Here is an 18,292-nt window from a genome sequence, read left to right as displayed (position 1 = left end):
AGATTCCTGCGGCATCATGGGCAAATTTTGCACGGCAGCCCAAAGGAAGCCCCATGAATCTGCCTCCCCGTCAGCAGCAAATCCTCGAGCTGGTTCGCGAACGCGGCTATGTGAGCATCGAGGAAATGGCCACGCTGTTCGTTGTTACCCCGCAAACCATCCGCCGCGACATCAATCAGCTCGCGGAAGCCAATTTGCTCCGTCGCTACCATGGTGGCGCGGCCTACGATTCCAGTGTTGAAAACACGGCCTATGCGATGCGCGCCGATCAAATGCGCGATGAAAAACAACGCATCGGTGAAGCCATCGCCGCACAGATCCCCGATCACGCCTCGCTGTTCATCAACATCGGCACTACCACTGAATCGATTGCCCGTGCTCTGCTCAATCACAACCATCTGAAGATCATCACCAATAACTTGCACGTGGCGTCGATGCTCAGTGCCAAGGATGATTTTGATGTGCTGCTGACTGGCGGCAATGTTCGTCGTGACGGCGGTGTGGTCGGTCAGGCGAGTGTGGATTTCATCAATCAGTTCAAGGTTGATTTCGCGCTGGTCGGGATCAGCGGGATTGATGAAGACGGCAGCTTGCTGGATTTTGATTATCAGGAAGTGCGGGTTTCGCAGGCGATCATTGCCAATGCGCGGCAGGTGATTCTGGCGGCGGATTCGAGCAAGTTTGGGCGTAATGCGATGATTCGGTTGGGGCCGATCAGCTTGATTGATTGTTTGGTGACGGATCAGCAGCCGGTGCCGGCTCTGGCGCAGTTGTTGAGTCAGCACAAGATTCGGTTGGAAGTGGTTTAAAAACCCTCAAGATCAAGAGATCGCAGCCTTCGGCAGCTCCTACATGGGTTCACTTGACCTGTAGGAGCTGCCGAAGGCTGCGATCTTTTTGCTTTTAATGTTCGAAAATTTTCCTTTCCCCGCCCTTCGATGAGTTTTTTCAATCGAAGTCGACTGGCTGTGCGCGTCTTTATCGGCTACCATTTTCGCAAATGAACATTCATGTTCGATTTCCAATATAGAAAATCAAAAGAGCCTGAGGCCAGCCGATGTCCACATCTACCTTGCGTACGCCCCCTATCTCCGAGATCTACGACCTCGCCGTTATCGGCGGCGGGATCAATGGGGTGGGGATCGCAGCGGATGCCGCCGGTCGCGGTCTCTCGGTGTTCCTTTGCGAAAAGGACGACCTCGCCAGCCACACCTCGTCGGCCAGCAGCAAGCTGATCCACGGTGGCCTGCGCTACCTCGAACATTACGAATTCCGTCTGGTGCGCGAAGCACTGGCCGAGCGCGAAGTGCTGCTGGCCAAAGCCCCGCACATCGTCAAGCCAATGCGCTTCGTGCTGCCGCACCGTCCGCACCTGCGTCCCGCGTGGATGATTCGTGCCGGCCTGTTCCTGTATGACAACCTCGGCAAGCGCGAAAAACTGCCAGGTTCGAAAAGCCTCAAGTTCGGCGCCGACAGCGCACTGAAAAGCGAAATCAAAAAAGGCTTCGAATACTCCGATTGCTGGGTCGACGACGCTCGCCTCGTGGTACTCAACGCCATGGCCGCCCGCGAAAAAGGCGCCCACGTGCACACCCAGACCCGTTGCGTCAGCGCCCGTCGCGCCAAAGGTTTGTGGCACCTGAACCTGGAACGTGCCGACGGCAGCCTGTTTTCGATCACCGCCAAAGCGCTGGTGAACGCCGCCGGCCCGTGGGTTGCCAAGTTCATTCGTGACGATCTGAAGATGGAATCGCCGTACGGCATCCGTCTGATTCAAGGCAGCCATATCATCGTGCCGAAATTGTACGAAGGCGATCACGCGCACATTCTGCAAAACGAAGATCAGCGCATCGTTTTCACCATTCCGTACTTGAACAACCACTTCACCCTGATCGGCACCACCGACCGTGAATACACCGGCGACCCGGCGAAAGTGGCGATTACCGACGGCGAAACCGATTACCTGCTGAAAGTGGTCAACGCTCACTTCAAGAAACAAGTCAGCCGCGAAGACATCCAGCACAGCTACTCAGGCGTGCGTCCACTGTGCAACGACGAATCCGACAACCCGTCGGCGGTCACCCGCGATTACACCTTGGCGCTGTCCGGCAGCACTGAAGAAGCGCCGCTGCTGTCGGTGTTCGGCGGCAAGTTGACCACCTACCGCAAACTCGCCGAATCGGCGATGGCGCAACTGATGCCGTTCTTCACCCAGATGCGCCCGAGCTGGACGGCCACCGCCACCCTGCCCGGCGGCGAAGACATGACCACGCCGCAAGCCTTGAGCGCGCTGATTCGCGACAAGTACGACTTTGTGCCGAGCGAGATCGCGCGTCGCTGGTCGACCACGTACGGCAGCCGCATCTGGCGCATGCTCGAAGGCGTTGAAACCCTCGCCGACATGGGCGAACACATTGGCGGCGGGCTCTACACCCGTGAAGTCGATTACCTGTGCAGCGAAGAGTGGGCGACCTCGGCGCATGACATTCTGTGGCGTCGTAGCAAGCTGGGGTTGTTTACCACTCCGGCGGAGCAGGAGAAGCTTGCGGCGTATCTGGGTACGGTTGAGCAGAACCGTAGCAAGATTGAAGCGGCGTGATTTGAACATTGGTTAAACAAAAAGCCCCTGAATCGTAAGGTTCAGGGGCTTTTTGTTTTGTGGGTTTTATTGAATCTCATTGAGTCAGTTAGATCTTTTCCCCCTCACCCCAGCCCTCTCCCCCAGGGGGTAGAGGGGGAAGGGAGCCGATTTTCGTGGGCTTCAAAATCTAAGTTCGACTCGGTATCTCACGTCGGCGTAACTCGACCATCCACTGCGGTCAGTCCCCTCTCCCTCCGGGAGAGGGCTAGGGTGAGGGGCTCTTGACTGTTCGGTTTTCCGAACGAGACTCCCCGGTCAATTCGGTAAACCGGATCACTCCCCACAAAAAAATCCGCCATAAAACTTTAATATCCTTATAAATCATATACTTCTCCATTCGTCACTGGTCTGGCACGAGTCATGCTCTACACTCTCTCGACGAATGCCTGTTGTGCCAACACTTCAGGAGCCGTCAGGCATTCGAAGCACAAAAGGGCCGACGAACTGGCTCCATAAAAAAAACAATGTCGAGGAAAATTTGATGCGCATCGTTCCCCATATCCTGGGCGCAGCCATTGCTGCCGCTCTGATCAGCACGCCAGTTTTCGCCGCCGAACTCACCGGCACCCTGAAGAAAATCAACGATTCGGGCACCATCACGCTCGCTCACCGCGACAGCTCCATTCCGTTTTCCTACATTGCAGATGCTTCCGGCAAACCAGTGGGCTACTCCCACGACATTCAGGTGGCTATCGTTGAAGCCCTGAAAAAAGACCTGAACAAGCCCGATCTGCAGGTCAAATACAACCTGGTGACCTCGCAAACCCGTATCCCGCTGATCCAGAACGGCACCGCGGATATCGAGTGCGGCTCGACCACCAACAACGCCGAACGCGCTCAGCAAGTCGACTTCACCGTCAACATCTTCGAAATCGGCACCCGTCTGCTGGTCAAGAAAGACAAGGATGGCAAGCCGTCCTACGCTGACTTCGCCGACCTCAAAGGCAAGAACGTCGTGACCACCGCTGGCACCACGTCCGAGCGCATCATCAAAGCGATGAACGCCGACAAGCAGATGGGCATGAACATCATCTCCGCCAAAGACCACGGCGAATCCTTCAACATGCTGGAAAGCGGCCGCGCCGTTGCCTTCATGATGGACGACGCTCTGCTGGCCGGCGAAGAAGCCAAGGCCAAGAAGCCGAATGACTGGATCATCACCGGTACTCCACAGTCCTTCGAAGCCTATGCGTGCATGGTTCGTAAAGATGACCCGGCCTTCAAGAAAGCCGTCGATGACGCCATCGTTGCGCTGTACAAGTCTGGCGAGATCAACAAGATCTACAGCAAATGGTTCGAGAGCCCGATCCCACCGAAAGGCCTGAACCTGAACTTCCCGATGAGCGACAAGGTAAAAGATCTGATCGCCACCCCGAGCGACAAGCCGGCGCCTGACGTAAAAATCTGATTCCTGACTAACCTTATCTCCTGAGGGAGTCACCCTCCCTCAGGCGTCTGTTACTACCTGCTGGCTGTACTGTGGAACACTCGACCTGGCGGTTTTCGAGCCGATCGCGTGTGCCCGGCGTTCAACGTCGGACGGGAAAGGATTTTCCCCGAGCGGGTGCTTGTACATCGATCGATCTCGAGGGGAGACCCTAATGAATTACAACTGGGACTGGGGCGTGTTCTTCAAGTCCACCGGCGTCGGCAGCGAGACTTATCTCGACTGGTACGTCACCGGTTTGGGCTGGACCATTGCCATTGCCATCGTGGCATGGATCATCGCCTTGCTGCTGGGCTCCATTCTGGGGGTCATGCGCACTGTGCCAAACCGCATCGTATCGGGCATAGCGACCTGCTACGTGGAACTGTTTCGTAATGTGCCGCTGCTGGTTCAGCTGTTCATCTGGTACTTCCTGGTGCCCGACCTGCTGCCGCAAAACCTGCAGGACTGGTACAAACAAGACCTCAACCCGACCACCTCGGCTTACCTGAGCGTTGTCGTGTGCCTGGGCTTGTTCACCGCTGCGCGTGTTTGCGAGCAAGTGCGTACCGGTATTCAGGCGCTGCCACGCGGCCAGGAATCCGCCGCGCGTGCCATGGGTTTCAAGCTGCCGCAGATCTACTGGAACGTGCTGCTGCCCCAGGCCTACCGCATCATTATTCCGCCGCTTACCTCGGAATTCCTCAACGTCTTCAAGAACTCCTCCGTGGCGTCCTTGATCGGTTTGATGGAATTGCTGGCACAAACCAAACAGACCGCCGAATTTTCGGCCAACCTGTTTGAAGCCTTCACCCTGGCCACGCTGATTTACTTCACCCTGAACATGAGCCTGATGCTGCTGATGCGCGTGGTCGAGAAGAAAGTCGCGGTGCCTGGCCTGATCTCCGTGGGGGGCAAATAATGGACTTCGATTTCAGCGGCATCATCCCCGCTATCCCGGGCCTGTGGAACGGCATGGTGATGACCTTGCAGTTGATGGTCATGGGCGTGGTCGGCGGCATTGTGCTCGGGACGATCCTGGCGCTTATGCGCCTGTCGTCGAGCAAACTGTTGTCACGCGTGGCCGGCGCTTATGTGAACTACTTCCGTTCGATCCCGCTGCTGCTGGTGATCACCTGGTTCTACCTGGCGGTGCCGTTCGTGCTGCGCTGGATTACCGGTGAAGACACGCCGATCGGCGCATTCACCTCCTGCGTCGTGGCCTTCATGATGTTCGAAGCCGCGTACTTCTGCGAAATCGTCCGCGCCGGTGTGCAGTCGATCCCCAAAGGTCAGATGGCCGCTGCACAGGCGATGGGCATGACCTATGGCCAGACCATGCGTCTGATCATCCTGCCTCAGGCGTTCCGCAAGATGACGCCGTTGCTGCTGCAACAGTCGATCATCCTGTTCCAGGACACCTCGCTGGTTTACACCGTGGGTCTGGTGGATTTCCTCAACTCCGCCCGCTCCAGCGGCGACATCATTGGCCGTTCCAACGAGTTCCTGATCTTCGCCGGTGTCGTCTACTTCATCATCAGCTTTTCCGCCTCGCTGCTGGTCAAGCGTCTGCAAAAAAGGTTCGCCGTATGATCTCTATCAAGAACATCAACAAGTGGTATGGGGACTTCCAGGTACTGACGGATTGCAGCACCGAGGTCAAAAAAGGCGAAGTGATCGTGGTCTGCGGCCCGTCCGGTTCGGGTAAATCGACCCTGATCAAATGCGTCAACGCGCTGGAGCCGTTCCAGAAAGGCGACGTCGTGGTTGACGGTACGTCGATTGCCGATCCGAAGACCAACCTGCCGAAACTGCGTTCGCGCGTCGGCATGGTGTTCCAGCATTTCGAACTGTTTCCGCACCTGACCATCACCGAAAACCTGACCATCGCGCAGATCAAAGTGTTGGGCCGCAGCAAGGAAGAGGCGACCAAAAAAGGTCTGCAACTGCTCGAGCGCGTTGGCCTCTCGGCGCACGCCCACAAGCATCCGGGGCAACTGTCCGGTGGTCAGCAACAACGTGTGGCGATTGCCCGTGCGCTGGCGATGGACCCGATTGTCATGCTGTTCGACGAACCGACCTCGGCGCTCGACCCGGAGATGGTTAACGAAGTGCTCGACGTGATGGTGCAACTGGCTCACGAAGGCATGACCATGATGTGCGTAACCCACGAAATGGGTTTTGCGCGCAAAGTGGCCGATCGCGTGATCTTCATGGACGCCGGCAAGATCATCGAAGACTGCCCGAAAGAGGAATTCTTCGGCGACATCAAGGCCCGCTCCGAACGCGCGCAGCACTTCCTCGAGAAAATCCTGCAGCACTAAATTCACCATCGCCGGCCCCCTGTAGGAGCTGCCGCAGGCTGCGATCTTTTGACTTTGTTTTTAAAGATCAAAAGATCGCAGCCTGCGGCAGCTCCTACAGGGGATGGCAAGGTCTGTTGTGGTGGTTGACCCAAGGCATCTGTGATGAAATGCGACCCCAATCTCTATCGCGCCGCGCCGCCATCACTTGCCGTGAAGCCCCGTCTGATTCGTCATTTGTTCCTGCCGCCGCTGATCATCATTCTGATGATCGGGTTGGGTTACGCCGGGTTCTGGGTCAGTGAGCATTTTGGCATTCGCAACCTCAGCGAAAACGGCCAGCGCCAGCTCGAACTGAACGCCCGCGCGGTCGAAAGCGAGATCAGCAAATACACCTACCTGCCCAGCCTGCTGGAACTCGAAACCAGTGTGTCGCGGCTGCTGGCCGACCCGACCCCGGAACACCGGCAAACGGTCAACGCTTACCTTGAAGGCCTGAACCGGCGCAGTCGCAGTCGGGCCATCTACGTCATGGACACCACCGGCCGCGTCATGGCCACCAGCAACTGGCGCGATGTCGACAGTTACCTCGGTGAAGACCTGTCCTTCCGTGCCTATTTCCAGAAAGCCGTGCGCGGCGAACCCGGGCGTTTCTACGGCATTGGCAGCACCAACGGCGAACCCGGTTACTACCTCGCCCACGGCCTCGAAGAGCACGGCAAGATCATCGGCGTCGCCGTGGTCAAAGTGCGTCTGGAAGCCATGGAAGAACGCTGGCAGCGCGCGCGTCTCGAGGCGTTTGTCAGCGACGAAAACGGCATCATCATTCTCTCCAGTGATCCGGCACGCCGGCTCAAATCAGTGATTCCGCTGAGCGAGGAAACCAAAGAAAAACTCGCCCGCAGCCTGCAGTACTACTGGTTCCCGCTAATCGAACTACAACCGCTGGCCCGCGAAACATTGGCCGAAGGCGTGGAAAAACTCACCTTCCCGGCCAACAGCGAAGTGCAGTCAGGCGAGGACGACATCAGCTACCTGGCGCAGACCCGGCCATTGAGCGACACGCCGTGGAATTTCACCCTGCTCACGCCGTTGCAGGACTTGCGCCGCGAGGCGATCAACCAAGGCATTCTCGTCGCCGTGGCGTTCGCACTGGTCGCCTTCCTGCTGATCGCCTGGAACGAGCGGCGCAAAGTGATCGCCACCCGCCTCGCCGCCCGCGAAGCCTTGCAGGAAGCCAATAATCAACTGGAGCGTCGGATTACCGAACGCACCACCGACCTGCGCGCCAGCAACGAGCGCTTGAAGAGTCAGATCCGCGAACGCCGTCAAGCCGAAGAGACCTTGCGCCGCGCGCAGGATGAACTGGTGCAGGCCGGTAAACTCGCCGCCATCGGCCAGATGTCGACCAGCATCGCCCACGAATTGAATCAGCCACTGGCCGCGATGCGCACGCTCTCGGGCAACACCGTACGTTTTCTGGAACGTGGCCAGCTCGACGTCGCCAGCACCAACCTCAAGACCATCAATGACCTGATCGACCGCATGGGCCGGATCACCGCAAGCCTGCGTTCGTTCGCCCGCCGGGGTGACAATCAGGGTCAGGCCAGTCTCGGCAAAGCCGTGGACGCTGCACTGCAATTGCTCGGCGCGCGTGTTGAACATGCGGCGCTGCAAATCCATCGGCAGTTCATCGATGTGCAAGTGCAGATCGACCAGACTCGCCTCGAACAGATTCTGGTCAATCTGGTCGGCAACGCCCTCGATGCGATGCAGGCGCAACCGCAGCCAGAACTGTGGCTGGAGGGCGAAGAATTCAACGGTAAATATCGCCTGCGCGTGCGCGACAACGGTCACGGCATCGACGCCGAGGCGCGCAAGCATCTGTTCGAACCGTTCTTCACCACCAAACCCGGCGAACAAGGCCTGGGTCTGGGCCTGACGCTTTCCGCCAGCCTCGCCGCCGCCACCGGCGGCCATCTGGGTGTCGAACACCCGGGCGGCGGCGGAACCACTTTCGTCCTCAGTTTACCGTTGGTAAGCCCTACTCCCGCCGAGCCAATATGAACCAAGAACTCAGTGTGCTGATCGTCGAAGACGACCCCCATGTGCTGCTCGGCTGCCAACAAGCGCTGACGCTGGAAGACATTCCCTGCGTCGGCGTCGGCAGTGCCGAAGAAGCGCTGGAGCGGGTCGGCGACAATTTTGCCGGCATCGTCATCAGCGATATTCGCCTGCCGGGCATCGATGGCCTCGAACTGCTCACGCGCCTCAAACAACGCGACCGCAGCCTGCCGGTGGTGTTGATCACCGGGCATGGCGACATTTCCATGGCCGTCGGCGCGATGCAGAAAGGCGCCTACGATTTCATGGAAAAACCGTTCTCGCCGGAACGTCTGGTCGATGTTGCGCGACGTGCGCTGGAACAACGCAGCCTCGCTCGCGAAGTGTCGTCGCTGCGTCGGCAACTGGCCGAACGTGATTCCCTCGAAGGACGCATCATCGGTCGCTCGCCGGCCATGCAGAACCTGCGCGAACTGATCGCCAACGTCGCCGACACCTCGGCCAACGTGTTGATCGAAGGCGAAACCGGCACCGGTAAAGAACTGGTCGCCCGTTGCCTGCACGATTTCAGTCGGCGCCACAGCAAACAGTTCGTCGCGCTGAACTGCGGCGGTCTGCCGGAAAATCTGTTCGAAAGCGAAATTTTCGGCCACGAGGCCAACGCCTTCACCGGTGCTGGCAAACGGCGCATCGGCAAAATCGAACACGCCGACGGCGGCACGCTGTTCCTCGATGAAGTGGAAAGCATGCCGCTGCCGTTGCAGATCAAATTGCTGCGCGTGTTGCAGGAACGCACCCTCGAACGCCTCGGCTCAAACCAGAGCGTGGCAGTAGATTGCCGAGTGATCGCAGCGACCAAATCCGACCTCGACGAGTCGAGCAAGGCTGGCGAATTCCGCAGCGATTTGTACTACCGCCTCAACGTGGTGACGCTGGAATTGCCGCCCCTGCGCGAGCGCCGCGAAGACATTTTGCAACTGTTCGAACACTTCACTCAGCAATCGGCCCTGCGCTTCGACCGCGCGTTGCCGGAACTGGACAACCAGACCTTGTCGAACCTGATGAGCCACGACTGGCCGGGCAACGTGCGTGAATTGCGTAACGTTGCTGAGCGCTTTGCCCTCGGTTTGCCGGCGTTCAAAAAGTCCGGTGCCAACAGCGGCGGACAAGGCCTGGGCTTTGCCGAAGCGGTGGAAGCCTTCGAACGCAACCTGCTCAGCGATGCATTGCAGCGCAGCGGCGGCAACCTGACTCAGGCCAGTCTTGAGTTGGGCATGGCCAAGACCACGCTGTTCGACAAAGTGAAAAAATACGGCCTGAGCCATTAAGCGAGAACGACGTGGATCTGTTTTTCAAAGCGCTGTTGGGCGCAGCGGTGGTGCTGATCATCGCGGCGCTGTCGAAGACCAAAAATTACTACATCGCCGGACTGGTGCCGCTGTTTCCGACGTTTGCGCTGATTGCGCATTACATCGTTGGCAAGGGGCGCTCGATTGAGGATTTGAAGACCACCATCGTGTTCGGGATGTGGTCGATCATTCCGTACTTCGTCTATCTGGCGACGTTGTATGTGATGGTAGACCGGATGCGGCTGGAGGCTTCATTGGCGGTGGCGGCGGTGGCTTGGTTGATGGCGGCTACGGTGTTGGTGACGGTTTGGGTGCGCCTGCACAGCTGACGAACACCGATGCACTGTAGGAGCTGCCGAAGGCTGCGATCTTTTGATCTTGCTGTTTAAAAGATCAAAAGATCGCAGCCTTCGGCAGCTCCTACAGGGGTTGGTGTTTAGCCGTTGACGGTGCCGCCTTTTGACTCCGCCATAATCTGCCGAATGGCCCCGACAAATGTTTCTACCGGTTGTCCGCCCGTCACCGCGTACTGGCCGTTAAACACCACCGTCGGCACCGAACTCACTCCCCGCTGCAGCCACAACTGCTCCTCCTCGCGCACCTCATCGGCAAATTCGTCCGACGCCAGAATCGCCTCGGCACGCTGGCGATCCAGCCCGACACTCTCAGCAATCTGCACCAGTTGGCCGTGATCGGAAGGATTGCCGCCATCGCTGAAATACGCCTTGAACAACGCCTCCTTCAACGGCAACTGCAAACCCTCAAGCTCTGCCCAATGCAGCAAACGGTGCGCATCGAAGGTGTTGTAAATGCGGCTGTTGGAATCGGTGCGAAAAGCAAACCCCAGTTCTGCACCACGAGCGCGGATCGCGTCGCGATTCTTCTGCGATTGCTCCGGCGTCGAGCCGTACTTTTCTTGAATGTGCTCGGCGATGTTCTGCCCGTCGGCGCCCATTTTCGGGTTCAGCTCGAACGGCTGGAAGCGGATCTCGGCCTGCACTTCGTTGCGCAGGATTTCCAGCGCTTCCAGCAAGCCATACAAACCAACGACGCACCACGGGCAGGCCACGTCGCTGACAAAATCGATTTTCAGAGCGGAATTCATCAAACACCTCGCAGGGGAAATCGTGCGGGAAAGTTTGCACGATACACCTGACCCGGGTTTTGTGGTGACCGTGATGGCCCCATCGCGGGCAAGCCTTGCTCCTACGGGTTTGCTGTGATCCCTGTAGGAGCAAGGCTTGCCCGCGAAGAGGCCAAAACGCGCACCGCAATCCTGATGGTTACAGCAGATTCCCCCCCACCACCGGCTCAATCTGCGCCCAATGCGAAGTGTCTTCCCGGTGCGCCTGCAAATACGGCAACACTGCCGCCAGCAACGGCTCCTTGAACGCCTCCTGGAACCGATGCGCCAACCCCGGAATCAGCTTCAACTGACTGCCACGAATATGCGCCGCCAGATGCACACCATGCATCACCGGCAACAACGGATCGGCCGTGCCATGCACCACCAGCGTCGGTACGCGCAACTGGTTGAGCAACGCAACGCGGCTAGGCTCGGCGAGGATCGCCATGATCTGCCGCTTCACACCCTCGGGATTAAACGCGCGGTCATAGGAAGCCGCTGCCTGTTGCAGCAAATTCTGCCGATCATCGGTCACCGCCGGGCTACCCAGCGCCGCCAACAAATCCGCCTGTTGCTCCAGCGCCACCTGACGATTCGGTGCGCTACGCCGCGACAACAACTGCACCAGCGCCGCACTCGGCGCCGGCAAGCCTTCAGCGCCAGAAGTGGTCATGATCAACGTCAGGCTCTCGACCCGCTGCGGCGCCATCGCCGCCATGTGCTGAGCGATCATCCCGCCCATGCTCGCGCCCAAGACGTGGAATTGCTCAACATGCAGGGCGTCCATCAGGCCTAACGCGTCGTCAGCCATATCGGTCAGGCTGTACGGCGCCGACACCGGCAGACCGAGTTTGTAGCGCAGCACTTCGAAGGTCAGATTGGCCTCTTCCGGCGCCTGTCGCCAGGTCGACAATCCCACGTCGCGGTTGTCATAACGGATCACCCGAAAGCCCTGCTGACACAGCGCGACCACCACCTCGTCCGGCCAGTGAATCAACTGCCCGCCCAGGCCCATCACCAGCAACAACGCCGGATCCGACGCACGACCAATGCTCTGATAAGCGATGCTGACTTGTTGCAGATCGACGTGCTCAGTCGGCACGTTGACATCGCAACGCGCGGCCGCCATCGACGGCGCACCGAACAAAAGCGCGGCCAAGATGGCCGCGACTGATAAAAACAACTTGTGCATGAAAAACACCGAAACGCAGAACCCCAGTAGAGCGCGAGTCTGATGAAGTTTCTTCAAGCGCGCTTCCACAGTTGCGTGACAGTTTGATGAAGAGTGCCGAGCGGTCATTGCGCCTCTCGATCAGACGCGGTCGACAGCCCCGCCAACATGAGACAAACTCACCACCATCGCTGAATCAGCAAATTTTGTTCATGGAGCCATCGGTGCTTGAGATCCGCCACTTGAAAACCCTGCATGCCCTGCGCGAGGCCGACAGCCTCGTCGACGCGGCGGATCGTCTGCATCTGACGCAGTCGGCGCTGTCCCACCAGTTCAAGGAACTGGAAGAGCGTATGGGCATGCAATTGTTTGTGCGCAAGACCAAACCAGTGCGTTTCACCAGCGCCGGTTTGCGCCTGCTGCAACTGGCCGATGCGACCCTGCCACTGCTGCGTGCCGCCGAGCGTGACATCAGCCGCTTGGCCGGTGGCACCGCCGGGCGTTTGCACATGGCGATCGAATGCCACAGCTGCTTTCAGTGGCTGATGCCGACCATCGACCAGTTCCGCGATGCGTGGCCGGAAGTCGAGCTCGACCTCGCGTCGGGTTTTTCCTTTGCACCGCTGCCGGCATTGGCGCGGGGCGATCTGGATCTGGTGGTGACATCCGATCCGTTGGAAATCGCTGGTATCACTTATGTACCGCTGTTCACTTATGAAGCGATGCTGGCGGTGGCCAATCAGCATGCGCTGGCGAGCAAACCGTACATCGTGCCTGAGGATTTGCTCACGGAAACATTGATCACTTATCCGGTGGAGCGTGATCGGCTGGACATCTTCACGCGCTTCCTCGAACCGGCGGATATTGAGCCGGCGCAGGTACGGACTTCAGAGCTTACGGTGATGATGATGCAACTGGTCGCCAGTGGCCGTGGCGTGTGCGGCATGCCGCATTGGGCGCTGCACGAATACAGCTCGCGCGGTTACGTGAAGGCCAAGCGGCTGGGTGAGAAAGGCCTGTTTGCCACGCTGTACGCAGCGATCCGTGCGGACATGCTGGATGCGCCGTACATGCGCGATTTCTTGCTGACGGCGAAGGACACTTCGTTCTCGACACTGGATGGGGTTAGCGCGGTTCGCTAAAACCCAAATCAAAAGATCGCAGCCTTCGGCAGCTCCTACACAAAACCCTGTAGGAGCTGCCGAAGGCTGCGATCTTTTGATCTTTATGCCTGAGGCAGTTCACGCCACATATGGATCTTGTCGAAGTAGTCTTCGCCAACCCGCACCGCCAATGGCTCCAGACCAAACTGGATAAAGCCGCATCGCTCGTAGAGTTTGAACGCCGCGTCATTGCCGGCAGTAACGGTCAACTGAACGACCTTCAACGCCGGATGATTCTGCGCCTCGGCAATCGCCGCTTGCACTAGTTCATAGCCCAAACCGTGCTGTCGAAAATCCGCCGACACATACATCCCGAACAACGTGGCTTTATGCCGGGCCTTCTCCCGAGGTTCAAACGCCAGCCCGACAATTCCGGCCAGCGTGCCACCCTCGAATGCCCCCAGCACCACATCGAGCTTGCTGGTCAGCCGCCCTTCCCACCAGCTCAACGGCATCACCGCGCGCTCACGCACGCTGGAGGTAAACGCCTGCGGATGGCGATCGTAAGCCTCCAGCATCAACTCCCGATAAGCCAGGGCATGACTGGCATCCAGCCGTTCTATCCACATGCTCAAGCCGCCCTTCGTTGCTCAAGCATCAATCGCACGGCCAACCCGGCCAACACAAAACCCATGAAATAACGCTGCATCGCCAGCCATGTCGGATTACGTACGAACCACGACGCAATTCCTGCCGCGAACAATGCGATCAGCAGATTGACGGTGAAACTCACGCTGATCTGCGTCAGCCCGAGGATGAGGCTTTGGGTGAACACCGAGCCGTGTTCAGGCGTGATGAACTGCGGAAACACCGAGAGATAAAAAACCGCAATTTTCGGGTTCAGCGCGCTGGTGAGAAAACCCATGGTGATCAGTTTGCGCGACGACTCTGGCGGCAATTGCTGTGCCTCGAACGGCGAACGCGCACCGGGCTTCACCGCTTGCCACGCCAGCCACAGCAGGTACAACGCACCCGCCCACTTCAACACTTCATAAGCCATCGGCACCGCGAGGAACACTGCGGTCAAGCCGGCGGCTGCGGCAAACATATGCACAAAAAATCCCGCGACCACGCCCAGCAACGAGGTGACCCCGGCCTTGCGCCCCTGACAGATCGAACGCGAGATCAGGTAGATCATGTTCGGCCCCGGCGTCAGTACCATCAGTAACGCAGCGGCGGCGAATATCAGCAGGTCTTGAAGCGGGATCATGGCAAAGTCCTTTGCGTGGATGATCAGGCGATGGCGGTCAGCGAGGCTCGATAAAACGGCAGGATCACATCGCGTGTCAATGGCGCCAAAACGACATCGCCGTCAGTGGCCGGGTCGATCCAGATCACTTCTTCGATTTCCGCTGCCGGGGAAACGTCGGCGTTGATTGTCAGCTGAAAGATATCGGCCTGTACGACACATCCCGGTTCGTTGGCAGCAGGTGCAGAAAACTGACCCAGGAAAGTCGCTTGCGCCGGATCAATCTGCAGATCCAGTTCTTCTTCCAGCTCACGGGCCAGGGCATGCACCGGCAATTCATGCGCTTCGATCTTGCCGCCCGGTTGCATGAACGCCGTGGTGCCGCGTTTGCGTACCAATAGAGTTTGGCCATTCGCGTTAAGCAGCAGAGCGGCGGCGATGCGGATGATAGAAGTAGTAGCACCGGAAAGCGTCGACATAAAAACGATCCTTGTTTCGAAAAACGCAAAGGATCCCACGCAAACCCGCCTTACGCCATAGACCCCTGTAGGAGCTGCCGAAGGCTGCGATCTTTTGATCTTGATCCTGGAAAAACCAAGATCAAAAGATCGCAGCCTTCGGCAGCTCCTACAGGGGTTTTGTGGTGGCCCGGGATTTGTGTCCGGCCATCGAGTGGGCCAGTATGCGCAGCAGCATCCGGCCGGGCATTCAAGGTAAACCGATGACACTTTCCTTCGACGACATCACCTGGCACCGCGCCGTCGGGCAATTGATCGAGGCGCTGGACAAGCCGAATTTCTGGGCGCAACTGGTGCGTTTGCTTGATCAGTACATGCCGTTCGATAGCTGGGTGGCGCTGCTGTTCAGTTCAGACCAACACCCGCAAGTCTTCGCCGCCAGCCCCGGCGTGGAAGGTATCCCGGACGCCCTGTTCGAAGATTACCTGCGCGGCGTGTACCTGCTCGACCCGTTCTATATCGCCAGTCGCGAGCAATCGCGCTCGGGGTTGTATCGTCTGTGGGAAGTCGCGCCCGAGCATTTTGAGCAGACCGAGTATTACCAGCGATACTTTCGTCTGAATGTGGTCGCCGACGAAATCCAGTTCAATTGTCAGCTCGAAGGTGATCGCACGTTGTGTCTGTCGCTGGGCAGCAAGCAGCGTTTCAGCAGCGAGCAGATTGCCTTGTTGTCACTGATCCAGCCGTGGGTGCTCGCGCTGTTGCGCCAGCGTCTACCCTATGAAACCAATGAAACCGGCGCGCCTGCCTCTGCCGATTGGCGGGTGCAACTGGAAACTTCGGTGCAACAACTCAAGGGCGCGCAACTGACCGCCCGCGAACTGGATGTCGGGCGTTTGATGCTCAGCGGTTGCTCCAGTAAAGAAATCGCCCGTAAGCTGGAAATCTCCGTAGAAACCGTGAAAGTCCATAAGAAACACATGTACAGCAAACTGGGGATCAAATCCCAGTCCGAGCTGTTTTCGATTTTTCTTCAGGCACAAAACGCCTGAAAAGATCGCAGCCTGCGGCAGCTCCTACAGTGGGCAAGCCATGCACTGACTTGTAAGAGCTGCCGCAGGCTGCGATCTTTTGAATCTGAGTCCGAACCAAGGAAACCGTATGAGCCTGTCACTCCTGAGCCGCTACGCCTTCTTTGCCGTCTGCGTGATTTTCACCCTCGCCAGCCTGCCTTTTCTCGACCACGACTGGTTGTGGCCGATCACCGCCGTCACCGGCGTCCTCAGCCTGATCGGTCTGTTCGACCTGCTGCAGACCCCGCACGCCGTGCGCCGCAACTACCCGATCCTCGGTAACATCCGCTACCTGGTTGAAGGCATCCGCCCGGAAATCCGCCAATACCTGCTGGAATCCGACAGCGACGCCCTGCCCTTCTCCCGCGCCCAGCGTTCGCTGGTTTACTCGCGAGCGAAAAACGAAACCGCCGACAAACCGTTCGGCACGCTGATCGACGTTTACCAGTCCGGCTTCGAATTCATCGGCCACTCGATGCGCCCGGCGCCGTTGAGCGATCCGAACAGTTTCCGCGTTACCGTCGGCGGCCCGCAGTGCTCGCAGCCGTATTCGGCATCGGTGTTCAACATCTCGGCGATGAGCTTCGGCTCGCTCAGCGCTAACGCCATTCGTGCGTTGAACCAAGGCGCGAAACTCGGCAACTTCGCCCACGACACCGGCGAAGGCAGCATCAGCCCGTATCACCGGGAAAACGGCGGCGACCTGACGTGGGAACTGGGCAGCGGCTACTTCGGCTGCCGCACCAGCGACGGCCGGTTCGACCCGGAGCGCTTCGCCACCCAAGCGCAAAACCCGCAAGTACGGATGATCGAAATCAAGATGAGCCAAGGCGCCAAACCCGGCCACGGCGGCATCCTGCCCAAGCACAAAGTCACCAAAGAAATCGCTGAAACCCGTGGGATCATGATGGGCGAAGACTGCGTGTCGCCATCGCGTCACAGCGCGTTTTCCACGCCGATCGAAATGATGCATTTCATCCAGCAACTGCGCGAACTGTCGGGCGGCAAACCGGTGGGCTTCAAATTCTGCCTCGGCCATCCTTGGGAGTTCATGGGCATCGCCAAAGCCATGCTGGAAACCGGCATCCTCCCCGACTTCATCGTCGTTGACGGTAAAGAAGGCGGCACCGGCGCGGCGCCCGTGGAATTCACCGACCACATCGGCGTGCCGATGCGCGAAGGTCTGCTGTTTGTGCACAACACCCTGGTCGGCCTCAACCTGCGCGACAAAATCAAACTCGGCGCCAGCGGCAAGATCGTCAGCGCTTTCGACATCGCCAGCGTGCTGGCCATCGGCGCCGACTGGGCCAACTCGGCGCGCGGCTTTATGTTCGCCATCGGCTGCATTCAGTCACAAAGTTGCCACACCAATAAATGCCCGACCGGCGTCGCCACACAGGACGCTTTGCGCCAACGTGCGCTGGTGGTTCCGGACAAAGCGCAGCGGGTGTTCAACTTCCATCGCAGCACGCTGAAAGCGCTGGCGGAAATGCTCGCGGCGGCGGGGCTTGAGCATCCGTCGCAACTGTCGGCCAAGCATCTGGTGCGACGCATGTCGGCAACCGAGATCAAGCTGTTTTCCGAGCTGCACGTGTTCTTGAAACCCGGTGAATTGCTCACGGGTGAAGTGAGCGGCGCATTCTATTCGCGGATGTGGCAGATGGCGCGGGCGGACAGTTTTGAGCCGAATGAAATCGCGGCGGCATAACGTTGAATGCGCCAGTCTTAACCACAGGCTGGCGCCTCAAATTTCATACTCGCGAAACAATACAAAGCGGAAAAAACAGTACCCGAGCAATAGATTCAGCACGGTAAAGGACGCCACTGTGATCAGCCCGTGCAGCGCGTGAGCATCGCCAATCAAGCCGATGCCCACACTCACGCCAGCCATCACACAGATGAACAGCAGATAGCTGAGCAGTGACGTTCCAGTCTCGAAGGTGTAAAGCATGTTCACGTACAGCGTGAACGCCGCCGCCACGCAAAACGCAGCGAAGTTACTGGCCGCCTGGGACAAGCCACCGGCACTGCACATGACGAAAAATACCTGCCAGTGGATCAACGCATCGGCCAGGCCGATGACTATCAATGCTGAAATTCCTTTCATTAGCGTTCCTTGCCATGATTTGACAGGCATTCACGCTAAGTCAGGAATCGAGCGCGGTCTACTGTCAGAAATTACAGGTAAGGCGCCTCTTTCGACGAGCGGTGCGGGCGCATTACTGCGGCAATCGGTCGTGCGGCTCGTTTATAGAAAGCAAAAGATCGCAGCCTCCGGCAGCTCCTACAGGAAACACGTTCCAAGGTAGGCGCTGCCGAAGGCTGCGAT

General features: G+C 58.5%; 18 protein-coding genes. 12 read left to right on the top strand and 6 right to left on the bottom strand.

Annotation, left to right across the window (positions count from 1 at the left end):
* Positions 1-53: 53 nt before the first annotated feature.
* The 9 genes from ACP3TY_RS02925 to ACP3TY_RS02885 all read left to right on the top strand — a co-directional run bounded on the left by ACP3TY_RS02925 (position 54) and on the right by ACP3TY_RS02885 (position 10,112).
* Positions 54-809 (top strand): DeoR/GlpR family transcriptional regulator, encoded by a 756-nt coding sequence (locus ACP3TY_RS02925; protein WP_007916700.1) that lies wholly within the window; start codon positions 54-56, stop codon positions 807-809.
* 248 nt (positions 810-1,057) lie between these two features.
* Positions 1,058-2,599 (top strand): glycerol-3-phosphate dehydrogenase, encoded by a 1,542-nt coding sequence (gene glpD, locus ACP3TY_RS02920; RefSeq protein ID WP_426619214.1) that lies wholly within the window; start codon positions 1,058-1,060, stop codon positions 2,597-2,599.
* A gap of 523 nt (positions 2,600-3,122) precedes the next feature.
* Positions 3,123-4,049 (top strand): glutamate/aspartate ABC transporter substrate-binding protein, encoded by a 927-nt coding sequence (locus ACP3TY_RS02915; RefSeq protein ID WP_053123435.1) that lies wholly within the window; start codon positions 3,123-3,125, stop codon positions 4,047-4,049.
* Positions 4,050-4,242: 193 nt separating this feature from the next.
* The gene (locus tag ACP3TY_RS02910) at positions 4,243-4,989 is read left to right on the top strand and encodes an amino acid ABC transporter permease (protein WP_053123437.1); all 747 of its coding nucleotides are present in this window, start codon (positions 4,243-4,245) and stop codon (positions 4,987-4,989) included.
* Positions 4,989-5,660, top strand: coding sequence for an amino acid ABC transporter permease (locus ACP3TY_RS02905; RefSeq protein WP_003227756.1), 672 nt, complete (start codon positions 4,989-4,991; stop codon positions 5,658-5,660). Before ACP3TY_RS02910 ends, ACP3TY_RS02905 begins: the two co-directional genes overlap by 1 nt.
* A complete protein-coding gene (locus ACP3TY_RS02900) occupies positions 5,657-6,391 on the top strand; it encodes an amino acid ABC transporter ATP-binding protein (RefSeq protein WP_053123439.1) in 735 nt (244 codons plus the stop codon). The genes ACP3TY_RS02905 and ACP3TY_RS02900 overlap by 4 nt, the downstream gene beginning before the upstream one ends.
* 144 nt (positions 6,392-6,535) lie before the next feature.
* Positions 6,536-8,437, top strand: coding sequence for a sensor histidine kinase (locus ACP3TY_RS02895; RefSeq protein ID WP_212548821.1), 1,902 nt, complete (start codon positions 6,536-6,538; stop codon positions 8,435-8,437).
* Positions 8,434-9,762 (top strand): sigma-54-dependent transcriptional regulator, encoded by a 1,329-nt coding sequence (locus ACP3TY_RS02890; protein WP_053123444.1) that lies wholly within the window; start codon positions 8,434-8,436, stop codon positions 9,760-9,762. The genes ACP3TY_RS02895 and ACP3TY_RS02890 overlap by 4 nt, the downstream gene beginning before the upstream one ends.
* Positions 9,763-9,773: 11 nt before the next feature.
* Positions 9,774-10,112: a GlpM family protein gene (locus tag ACP3TY_RS02885; RefSeq protein WP_008079444.1), complete on the top strand. Its 339-nt coding sequence runs from the start codon at positions 9,774-9,776 to the stop codon at positions 10,110-10,112.
* Between the two features lie 107 nt (positions 10,113-10,219).
* On the opposite strand, the gene ACP3TY_RS02880 is transcribed toward ACP3TY_RS02885, so the two are convergent.
* Together ACP3TY_RS02880 and ACP3TY_RS02875 are read right to left on the bottom strand one after the other, a co-directional pair.
* The gene (locus ACP3TY_RS02880; RefSeq protein ID WP_426619213.1) at positions 10,220-10,888 is read right to left on the bottom strand and encodes a DsbA family oxidoreductase; all 669 of its coding nucleotides are present in this window, start codon (positions 10,886-10,888) and stop codon (positions 10,220-10,222) included.
* A 178-nt stretch (positions 10,889-11,066) separates the two neighbouring features.
* Positions 11,067-12,101 carry an alpha/beta fold hydrolase gene (locus tag ACP3TY_RS02875; RefSeq protein ID WP_426619212.1) on the bottom strand — a complete coding sequence of 345 codons (1,035 nt, stop codon included), beginning with the start codon at positions 12,099-12,101 and terminating at the stop codon, positions 11,067-11,069.
* 203 nt (positions 12,102-12,304) lie between these two features.
* Between ACP3TY_RS02875 and metR the strand changes: the two genes are divergently transcribed.
* Positions 12,305-13,222 (top strand): transcriptional regulator MetR, encoded by a 918-nt coding sequence (gene metR, locus ACP3TY_RS02870; protein WP_008087231.1) that lies wholly within the window; start codon positions 12,305-12,307, stop codon positions 13,220-13,222.
* An 83-nt stretch (positions 13,223-13,305) separates the two neighbouring features.
* On the opposite strand, the gene ACP3TY_RS02865 is transcribed toward metR, so the two are convergent.
* The 3 genes from ACP3TY_RS02865 to ACP3TY_RS02855 are packed head-to-tail and all read right to left on the bottom strand — an operon-like array spanning position 13,306 to position 14,911.
* Positions 13,306-13,812, bottom strand: coding sequence for an N-acetyltransferase family protein (locus ACP3TY_RS02865; RefSeq protein ID WP_426620421.1), 507 nt, complete (start codon positions 13,810-13,812; stop codon positions 13,306-13,308).
* Between the two features lie 2 nt (positions 13,813-13,814).
* A complete protein-coding gene (locus ACP3TY_RS02860; protein WP_426619211.1) occupies positions 13,815-14,453 on the bottom strand; it encodes a LysE family translocator in 639 nt (212 codons plus the stop codon).
* A 23-nt stretch (positions 14,454-14,476) separates the two neighbouring features.
* On the bottom strand, positions 14,477-14,911 hold the full coding sequence (locus ACP3TY_RS02855) for an NUDIX hydrolase (protein ID WP_159815115.1): 435 nt from the start codon (positions 14,909-14,911) through the stop codon (positions 14,477-14,479).
* 242 nt (positions 14,912-15,153) lie between these two features.
* Here ACP3TY_RS02855 and ACP3TY_RS02850 point away from each other — a divergent pair, with 242 nt between their 5' ends.
* Positions 15,154-15,942, top strand: coding sequence for a response regulator transcription factor (locus tag ACP3TY_RS02850; RefSeq protein ID WP_426620420.1), 789 nt, complete (start codon positions 15,154-15,156; stop codon positions 15,940-15,942).
* Between the two features lie 109 nt (positions 15,943-16,051).
* On the top strand, positions 16,052-17,671 hold the full coding sequence (locus ACP3TY_RS02845) for an FMN-binding glutamate synthase family protein (RefSeq protein WP_212546298.1): 1,620 nt from the start codon (positions 16,052-16,054) through the stop codon (positions 17,669-17,671).
* A 36-nt stretch (positions 17,672-17,707) separates the two neighbouring features.
* On the opposite strand, the gene ACP3TY_RS02840 is transcribed toward ACP3TY_RS02845, so the two are convergent.
* Positions 17,708-18,070, bottom strand: a complete 363-nt coding sequence (locus ACP3TY_RS02840) for a GtrA family protein (protein ID WP_426619210.1) — start codon at positions 18,068-18,070, stop codon at positions 17,708-17,710.
* Between the last annotated feature and the right edge of the window lie 222 nt (positions 18,071-18,292).

The organism is Pseudomonas rustica (genome assembly GCF_049959085.1).
Lineage (GTDB): Bacteria > Pseudomonadota > Gammaproteobacteria > Pseudomonadales > Pseudomonadaceae > Aquipseudomonas > Aquipseudomonas rustica.
This window is presented reverse-complemented; position numbering and strand designations above follow the sequence as displayed.

What these genes read in the sequence shown, in the direction of transcription:
- ACP3TY_RS02855 (WP_159815115.1), bottom strand. Translation starts at nt 14,911, where the DNA reads ATGTCGACGCTTTCCGGTGCTACTACTTCTATCATCCGCATCGCCGCC.
- ACP3TY_RS02895 (WP_212548821.1), top strand. Translation starts at nt 6,536, where the DNA reads ATGAAATGCGACCCCAATCTCTATCGCGCCGCGCCGCCATCACTTGCC.
- ACP3TY_RS02900 (WP_053123439.1), top strand. Translation starts at nt 5,657, where the DNA reads ATGATCTCTATCAAGAACATCAACAAGTGGTATGGGGACTTCCAGGTA.
- ACP3TY_RS02910 (WP_053123437.1), top strand. Translation starts at nt 4,243, where the DNA reads ATGAATTACAACTGGGACTGGGGCGTGTTCTTCAAGTCCACCGGCGTC.
- ACP3TY_RS02865 (WP_426620421.1), bottom strand. Translation starts at nt 13,812, where the DNA reads ATGTGGATAGAACGGCTGGATGCCAGTCATGCCCTGGCTTATCGGGAG.
- ACP3TY_RS02880 (WP_426619213.1), bottom strand. Translation starts at nt 10,888, where the DNA reads ATGAATTCCGCTCTGAAAATCGATTTTGTCAGCGACGTGGCCTGCCCG.
- ACP3TY_RS02875 (WP_426619212.1), bottom strand. Translation starts at nt 12,101, where the DNA reads ATGCACAAGTTGTTTTTATCAGTCGCGGCCATCTTGGCCGCGCTTTTG.
- ACP3TY_RS02915 (WP_053123435.1), top strand. Translation starts at nt 3,123, where the DNA reads ATGCGCATCGTTCCCCATATCCTGGGCGCAGCCATTGCTGCCGCTCTG.
- ACP3TY_RS02890 (WP_053123444.1), top strand. Translation starts at nt 8,434, where the DNA reads ATGAACCAAGAACTCAGTGTGCTGATCGTCGAAGACGACCCCCATGTG.
- ACP3TY_RS02925 (WP_007916700.1), top strand. Translation starts at nt 54, where the DNA reads ATGAATCTGCCTCCCCGTCAGCAGCAAATCCTCGAGCTGGTTCGCGAA.
- glpD (WP_426619214.1), top strand. Translation starts at nt 1,058, where the DNA reads ATGTCCACATCTACCTTGCGTACGCCCCCTATCTCCGAGATCTACGAC.
- ACP3TY_RS02850 (WP_426620420.1), top strand. Translation starts at nt 15,154, where the DNA reads ATGACACTTTCCTTCGACGACATCACCTGGCACCGCGCCGTCGGGCAA.
- ACP3TY_RS02845 (WP_212546298.1), top strand. Translation starts at nt 16,052, where the DNA reads ATGAGCCTGTCACTCCTGAGCCGCTACGCCTTCTTTGCCGTCTGCGTG.
- ACP3TY_RS02860 (WP_426619211.1), bottom strand. Translation starts at nt 14,453, where the DNA reads ATGATCCCGCTTCAAGACCTGCTGATATTCGCCGCCGCTGCGTTACTG.
- ACP3TY_RS02840 (WP_426619210.1), bottom strand. Translation starts at nt 18,070, where the DNA reads ATGAAAGGAATTTCAGCATTGATAGTCATCGGCCTGGCCGATGCGTTG.
- ACP3TY_RS02905 (WP_003227756.1), top strand. Translation starts at nt 4,989, where the DNA reads ATGGACTTCGATTTCAGCGGCATCATCCCCGCTATCCCGGGCCTGTGG.